This is a genomic window from Corynebacterium tuberculostearicum, from assembly GCF_022347385.1.
GTDB lineage: Bacteria > Actinomycetota > Actinomycetes > Mycobacteriales > Mycobacteriaceae > Corynebacterium > Corynebacterium tuberculostearicum_M.
In genome coordinates, this window is the sequence record NZ_JAKRDT010000012.1 from 61,178 (window position 1) to 68,496 (window position 7,319).

3 protein-coding genes and 2 pseudogenes are annotated in these 7,319 nt (G+C 61.5%); 4 read left to right on the forward strand and 1 reads right to left on the reverse strand.

Translation table 11 applies throughout. The features are described 5' to 3' along the window. Nucleotides 1–115: 115 nt before the first annotated feature. The 4 genes and pseudogenes from MHK00_RS08145 to MHK00_RS08160 form a co-directional block, all read left to right on the forward strand. Nucleotides 116–619 (forward strand): annotated as a pseudogene (locus MHK00_RS08145) (NUDIX hydrolase); the annotation flags it as partial. Next, nucleotides 619–2,814, forward strand: coding sequence for a DUF6049 family protein (locus tag MHK00_RS08150; protein WP_250411211.1), 2,196 nt, complete (start codon nucleotides 619–621; stop codon nucleotides 2,812–2,814). The pseudogene MHK00_RS08145 and the gene MHK00_RS08150, both read left to right, overlap by 1 nt. 18 nt (nucleotides 2,815–2,832) lie before the next feature. Further along, on the forward strand, nucleotides 2,833–6,261 hold the full coding sequence (gene murJ, locus MHK00_RS08155) for a murein biosynthesis integral membrane protein MurJ (RefSeq protein ID WP_250411213.1): 3,429 nt from the start codon (nucleotides 2,833–2,835) through the stop codon (nucleotides 6,259–6,261). Continuing rightward, nucleotides 6,258–6,764: pseudogene (locus MHK00_RS08160) on the forward strand (YceI family protein); the annotation flags it as partial. The gene murJ and the pseudogene MHK00_RS08160, both read left to right, overlap by 4 nt. 298 nt (nucleotides 6,765–7,062) lie before the next feature. Here MHK00_RS08160 and MHK00_RS08165 read toward each other — a convergent pair. After that, the coding region (locus MHK00_RS08165) for a DDE-type integrase/transposase/recombinase (RefSeq protein ID WP_250411218.1) at nucleotides 7,063–7,319 on the reverse strand (257 nt) is incomplete at its 5' end.

The following is a 7,319-nucleotide window of genomic DNA, read 5'->3' on the forward strand; positions in this document are numbered from 1 at the left end:
CGGCCGCAACCGCAACCGGTCTCGGCGCAGGCGACGCCGCCGGCCGGATAATCGCGCGCGCCGCACCACTCAGCAGCGCAAGCCCTACCGCGGTGGCAATGGCCAATCCACTGCCATGGAAACCCGCGATGAAACCTCCGCGGGCGGCCTCGTTGTCTCCGGCTTGGCGGAGTGCGTCGATGCCAATGGCAACGTCGACCTTTCCCGGCTCTATGTGGCGCTCATCGGCCGCCTCGACCGCCGCGGGCGCCTGCTGTGGTCCATGCCCAAGGGCCACGTGGAAAATGGCGAGGCCAAGGAGGTCACCGCTGAACGCGAGGTATGGGAAGAAACCGGCATTTCTGGTGAGGTTTTTGCGGACCTCGGCATGATTGATTACTGGTTCGTCTCTGATGGGGTACGCATCCATAAGACCGTGCACCACCACTTGCTGCGTTTTGTAGACGGCATTATGAATGATGAGGATCCAGAGGTCACTGAGGTCTCGTGGATCCCCGTCTCTGAACTCATCGAGCACTTGGCCTACGCCGATGAGCGCAAGCTGGCGCGCATCGCGCATGATCTCCTTCCCGATCTCGCACGAAAGGAAGCCGCGGCGGGGAAAGTGACCCCACGGTAATGCGCCAGCGCCTGAAGTCTTGGGCCGTCGTGGGCGGCTGCATGGCGGTAGCGGGGTGGGGCGTGTGCCTGCCGCTACCAGAGGCCGCCGCGCAGATGGACTCGGCCGCCGAAAAGCAGCAGGATATCCAGGCATGGTTGGGCGCGCGCGGACCAGAGCGGGCCACTCTCGATCTCATCGCGGCCGAACCCTTCACCGTGGGCAAGGAACTGAAACTTACCTTCCAGGTGCACAATCCCACCGATGAAGCCATGGAAGACCTCCAGCTCACCAGCCGCCGCGGCGATGCCGTGGAGAGTACCGCACAGGCCCGCACGCAGCTGGCCACCGGCGAATTCCCGTATTACGGTCCCAGCACCACCACCGCGCCCCTGCAGCCGGGTGAATCCCGGGAAGTTACCTTCCAGGTTCCCACCTCCTTACACGGCGAGCAGACCCTAGCCATCGAAGACCCCGGCGCTTATCCGCTGCTATTTACCCTCACCGGCACTGTTGGCGGCGAGGCGGTCAGCTTTGCAGAAGAGCGCCTCATAGGCCAGGTGCAGGGAAAGAAGCAGGCGCTTGGCGATGCCCCCTCGGATCCCACACCCCACGATCTCACCGTGATCTATCCCATCAGCGCCGATATCGACTCGATACCAGGCGGCGCTGGGGGAGAGGAGCTTATCCTCTCCTCTGATGAGTTGGCAGATGAACTGGCTGAGGGCGGCCGGCTCGATCGCTTGGTCAGCACGTACGCCGATCACGACCTGCGCGGGGCAGGCTGCGTAGCCATCGATCCCGCCCTTTTGGATACGGTCAACCGCATGGCGGAGGGCTATAAGGTAGGTTCGGCCCGCCCACCTCAAGCCGAGCGCCCTAAGCGCCTGCGCGATTCGTGGTTCACTAATGAGGACGATGTGCACCTCGAACCCGGCACTGGAAAAGAAGATGCTGCCCGCTGGCTCAAGCGCCTGCGCGAGCTCGATTGCTTTATGTCCATGCCGTGGGCGAATGCCAATGCTTCCTCCGTGGCCAAAGCGAATAATCCCTTCCTTACCTACGAGGGACTGCAACGCGGCAATCACACCATCGAGCGAATCCTCGGTGCCAAGCCGGCCACCACCGTGCTCGCGGTCGGCTCCGGCTATGTGGAACAGCAGCTGCCCCTGCCCGCATTGGTAGCGGATAATACTTCGTGGCCCGGCCGCGCCGTGACTTTCGACGCCTCCCTGGGCGCCCTCCTCGCCCAAACCGGCTCCAAACCACAGACGGTGGGCTATTCCAACCCGGAGCTGCGCTACGATTACTCGCTCGATTCCGATCTTTCTCGTGCCATCACCGGCGGCGCCGCACTGAGCTTGGCCGCGAGCGATGACACCGTGGCGCGCTTGCCCAATTACTTGGATCCCAGCGCGGCCGAGTACGCACTCGACTCTGCCGAGGCGCTCATCGTTTCCGGTAAGTCCCATCCGCGCACCGTCGGCAGCCTAAAGCAGGAGACCGCAGAGCCTGGTTCACTGCCCGGCAGCCCCTTTAGCGATCCCGCCGCCTTCGCCGAATCCGATATCGTCCGCGTGGAGCAGCAAGCCCGCTATACCGATGAGCTGATGAATATCATGGTCGATGATCCCGATATCGCGCTCACTCGCTATGAATTTGTCTTGCCTTTGCGCCGGGATCTGCTAGCCGCCCTCTCGCTGACCAACCGCGATAGCTTGGGCGCCAATGCGGAGGCGCAGCGCCGGTTCACTCACACGATGGATGTGCATTCCGATACGCTGCGGGACCTGCGTTCTTCTGTGGCACTTATCCCACCGGGCAATGTCTACACCCGCGTATCCGAGTCATCGCCGCTGCTCATCGTGGCAGAAAATGGCCTGCCACTACCGGTGGAGGCCAAGCTGCAATACGATGCCCCCGACGGCGCGCGCCTCAACACGCCCAAGAGCGTCCGTATTCCGGCCAAGGGCTCTATTACTGTATCCATGACCGCCGATATGCCTAAGGACGTCGATCGCACGGACATTGGCTTGTGGCTTGCTACCCCGGAAAAGCAAACCATCTCCGAGCCCATCAATATCGCTGTGCAGACGCGTGCCGGTATCGTAAGCGTGTATGGCGTCGGCATAGCCGGCGCCCTTGCGCTGGTCTTAGCCACGCTCTTCCGGCTAGGCCGCCATCGGCGCAAAAAATCACAAAGGCTTAAAAAGTAAGTTGAAGTTGTATCCTCTATGACTGATAAGACTGGCCGCGAGGCCGAACACGTGGAGAAGTCACCTGCGGGTGTAGTTGACCCGAAGGATGCCGCCGCGCCGGCAGAGCACCCCGCCCCGGCGGGTGCCCGCGGCCGCATCGTCCAGGCCTCTCCTCCCGCTCCGGTGCCAGAAAAGCGCCCCACCCCAGCGGTGAAGGACACCACCGTTCCTCCTGAGGAAGATAAGTCCGCGCTCACTGGACGTAACGCGGACAACGAATCATCCAATCAGGATGTCATCCGCGCAACAGGCACGATGGCCATCGCGACGCTGCTATCCCGCATCACTGGTTTCTTGCGCCAGATGCTTATCGGTGCCACGCTCGGCGCCACGGTGGGCACCGCGTTTAGTAGCGCCAACCAGATCCCGAACCTCGTCACCGAGATCGTTTTGGGTGCGGTGCTGACCTCTCTGGTTGTGCCCGTCCTCGTGCGCGCCGAAAAGGAAGACACGGACCGCGGCGAGACCTTTGTCCGGCGGCTATTTACCCTGGCCTTTTCCATCCTGGGCATAGTTACCATCGCCTCAGTGGTGCTCGCACCCTTCTTAACCAGGATGATGCTGCCGGAAGATTCCAAGGCCAATGCCGTACAGGCAACTTCCTTGGCCTTCTTGCTGCTGCCGCAGATTCTTTTCTACGGCCTCTTCGCCCTTTTCCAGGCCGTCCTCAATACCAAGAATATCTTTGGTCCGGGCGCCTGGGCGCCGGTGATCAATAACTTCATCTCCATTGGTGTGCTGCTGGCTTATCGCTTCCTGCCAGGCGAGCTCGACCCGCATGATCCCACGCCAGTAGCCGACCCACACGTCATGCTCTTGGGCTTGGGCACCACCACAGCGGTGATGGTGCAGTGCCTCATCCTATTGCCGTATCTGAAAAAGGCCGGCATTAACCTGCGCCCCAAGTGGGGCCTTGATGCCCGCATCAAGCAATTCGGCGGCATGGCACTGGCCATCATTACCTATGTGGCCATCTCCCAGCTGGGCTACGTGGTCACCTCCCGCGTGGCCGCCTATGCGGATGCCGGCGCACCGCTGGTCTATCAGAATGCCTGGCTCATGCTGCAGGTGCCTTATGGCGTAATCGGCGTAACGCTGCTGACCGCCATCATGCCGCGCCTGTCCCGCAACGCCGCCGACGGCGATGTAGATGCCGTGGTCCGCGATCTCACCCTGGGCTCCAAGCTGACCTTCATCGCGCTTATCCCCATCGTCATCTTCATGAGCGGCTTCGGCGTTCCTATCGCCCGCGCCCTCTTCCAATACGGTGCCTACGGCGCCGAGAGCGCCGAGCAGCTTGGCCTGACCATCAGCTTCTCCGCCTTCACACTCATCCCGTATGCCTTGGTGCTGCTGCACCTGCGCGTGTTCTATGCCCGCGAGGAAGCCTGGACGCCTACCTTCATCATCGCCGGCATCACGCTGACCAAGATCGTCCTCACGCTCTTGGCACCATTGATGACGTCCAACCCGGACCGCGTGGTGATTTTGCTCGGTACGGCCAATGGTTTCGGCTTCGTCTCCGGTGCGGTCATTGGCGGCTTCCTGCTCAAGCGCAAGCTCGGCAGCCTCGGCGGCAAGGCCGTCACGCAGACCGTGCTGTGGGCTTCCGGTGCCGGCCTGGTGGGCTTGGTCGTCTCCTGGGTGCTGTACTGGGGCGTGAATTTCCTCCTCCCGGAGAATCTGCCGTCCATCGTCTCGCTGATCAAGGTCGCGGTGCTCGGCATCATCTTCCTCATCGCCACCGGCTTGGTGCTGTCCAAGTCCTCCTTGCCGGAGGTGCAGAATTTGGCCCGCGCCCTGCAGCGCATCCCGGGCATGTCCCGCTTCATCAAGGTCGATTCCTCCAAAGCCATCGAGCTGGAGGAGCCCGACGTACCGGAAATTCGACCGGTATTCTCCCAGGACGCCTTCAACGCCACCCTGGTGCCGCCGCCGATGTCCGCCGGTATCGTCCGCGGACCACGCCTCGTGCCGGGTGCCCCGGTATCGGATGGTCGCTTCCGCCTGCTCCAAGATCACGGTGCGGTCACTGGTGCACAATTCTGGCAAGCACGCGAGCAGGCCACCGGTCGCCTGGTCGCCTTGACGTTCGTCGATACCAATAGCTTGGCGCCAATTGCGCCGGCAACACCGGGAATCGCGGCGCGCCGCTCCGCGGAGATCTCGCGCAATACCCGCCGCCTGGCCGAGCTGGAGCTCGATACCGTGGCGGATAATATCCAAGTTCTGTCTTATCGCACGGGCTGCCTGGTGGTTGCGGATTGGTTTGAGGGCACCTCCCTTAAGCAGGTGGCTGAGGCCGATAACCTCGATCCCCATTCCGTGGCTCGTGCTACTGCACCGCTTTTTGCTGACGCCGCCGCTGCCCACGATGCCGGCCTCATCCTCGGCGTGGAACACCGCGATCGTTTCCGCGTCTCTACCGACGGTGTGGTCAAGGTTGCCTTCCCCGCCGTGCTGGACGGCACCTCCGCCGCTACCGACCGCGAGGCTCTAAGCTCCGCCCTCGAGCTGCTCGTAGAGTCCACGGAGCCTTCGCCGAAGAAGCTGCGCGATATTTCTGAGGACGCCAACCTTCCCGCGGACGAGGCCGCCCAGCGCGTCGAAGATGCGCACTACGGACTCGATAGTGCTGATGAGGACAGCCGCGAGGAAAAGATGGAGGAGCTGCAAGAGGCACAGGCGCTAACCTTGGCCGGCATCGCCCAGCGCCTGCGCGACTTCGCTCCGGAAGAGCCAGAAGAAGCACCTGAGGCCCTGCCGGTGAAGGCACAGGTAGAACCGGATCAAGAGGATGACCCGGCGCAAGAACCCGGCTTTGGCGGCCGCGGTTATTCCGGTTCCGGCGTCATCGTCATCGGCATCTTCGCCACCATCTTCGTCGTAGCAATGGCCGCGCTCACCACCTGGATCATGTCCTTGCTCAGCAATGTGGAGGCATCCAACCCGGTCAGCGAGACCATCCATGGCAGCACGGGCATTCCGGATACCCCGCCGGTGCGTCTCCAGCCTTCCTCTGCGGTTACCGTCCCTGATAACAAGGACTATGCAGCGCTTATCGACGGCAAAACGGCCACCACCTGGTCCACCGAAGAGGAGGACACCGGCGTCCTCGTCACCTTGGATACGCCAACGCACCTTGCGGTACTGCCGGTGGTGCAGTCCAACTCCACTGGGGCAAAGTACGCCGTCTATGGCGTAAACCAGGACAGCTTCAATCCGGAGAATCCACAAGCTGGCTCCCTGCACCAACTGGCCAGGGGCAAGTTCGAAAGCGGCAAGGAAGATATCGAGCTGGAGGAAACCAACGAGCAATTCGATGCCCTTCTCCTGATGATTACCGAACTGCCCAAGTCCGATAAGGCAACCATCGCAGACATTGGGCTCGTCGGGCAGCCCTAGGCACAACCCACACGGCTATCGGATTCGTCGCCAAGCATGCAATGGTCACCAAGGTTCGCGGTAACTTCGCAGACTTCGAAGGCACCATCACCGTGGCCGAGAACATCGCCGAGTCCGCTGCTGAGGCAACCATCCGCACCGCTTCCATCACCACCGGCAACGATGACCGCGATGCACACGTAAAGAACGAGGACTTCTTCGCAGTAGAGCAGTACCCGGAGATCACCTTCAAGGCCACCAACCTCAACGTTGACGAGAATGGCAACGGCACCGTCACCGGTGACCTCACCATCAAGGACACCACCAAGTCCGTTGACCTCGACGTTGAAGACGTTGCTACCGCTGAGGACCCCTTTGGCAATACCCGCTTGGGCTTCGAGGCAACCACCAAGATCAACCGCAAGGACTTCGGCATCGACTTCAACGCTCCGCTGAAGACCGGCGGCGTGCTGGTCTCCGAGGAGATCAAGATTGAGCTCGAGGTCTCCGCTATCAAGCAGTAGGCCCGTAGCCCCAGACACACTAAAAGTATTAAGCTTCCCCAAGCCCGCAGCCACCTTCTGGCTGCGGGCTTTTCCTACGTCTTCCGGTATAGCGGTACAGCCACTCCTTACCCTTGGGAAAAGCCATTCAGCCCCTCAGCACCTCTGGATATCAGCCAATCAACGGGTTTGGCTTCACCTATAAAGGAAACAATTCAAAGTCGCCACAGGAGAATTGCAGGGTGCTGTTGCAAAGTTGGGCGGAGAGCCGAGACGACCCAGTTTCTCATTTCCTGATGGCCGCTGCGTGCCGGCGTTCTCAGGCCGTCTCGAAGACCCGGTTGACGATCACCGCGTCCGGATTGGGGTGCCCATAAGCAAACATCGTGCCCTGACCTTTCCGTAATGAATGCATCGCTTCCATCCCTTTCAACGTCCGGTAGGCGGAAATTCGATTTTTGAACGCCCCCTTCGGTCCCAGGATTCTTTTAAGTCGGCCATGATCTCCCTCGAGAACGTTGTTCAGGTATTTCACCTGCCGGTGCTCCACCGTCTGAGGGCAGATTCCCTCCGCCT

Coding starts and splice junctions, on each gene's coding strand:
- MHK00_RS08150 (WP_250411211.1), top strand. CDS start 619: ATGCGCCAGCGCCTGAAGTCTTGGGCCGTCGTGGGCGGCTGCATGGCG.
- murJ (WP_250411213.1), top strand. CDS start 2,833: ATGACTGATAAGACTGGCCGCGAGGCCGAACACGTGGAGAAGTCACCT.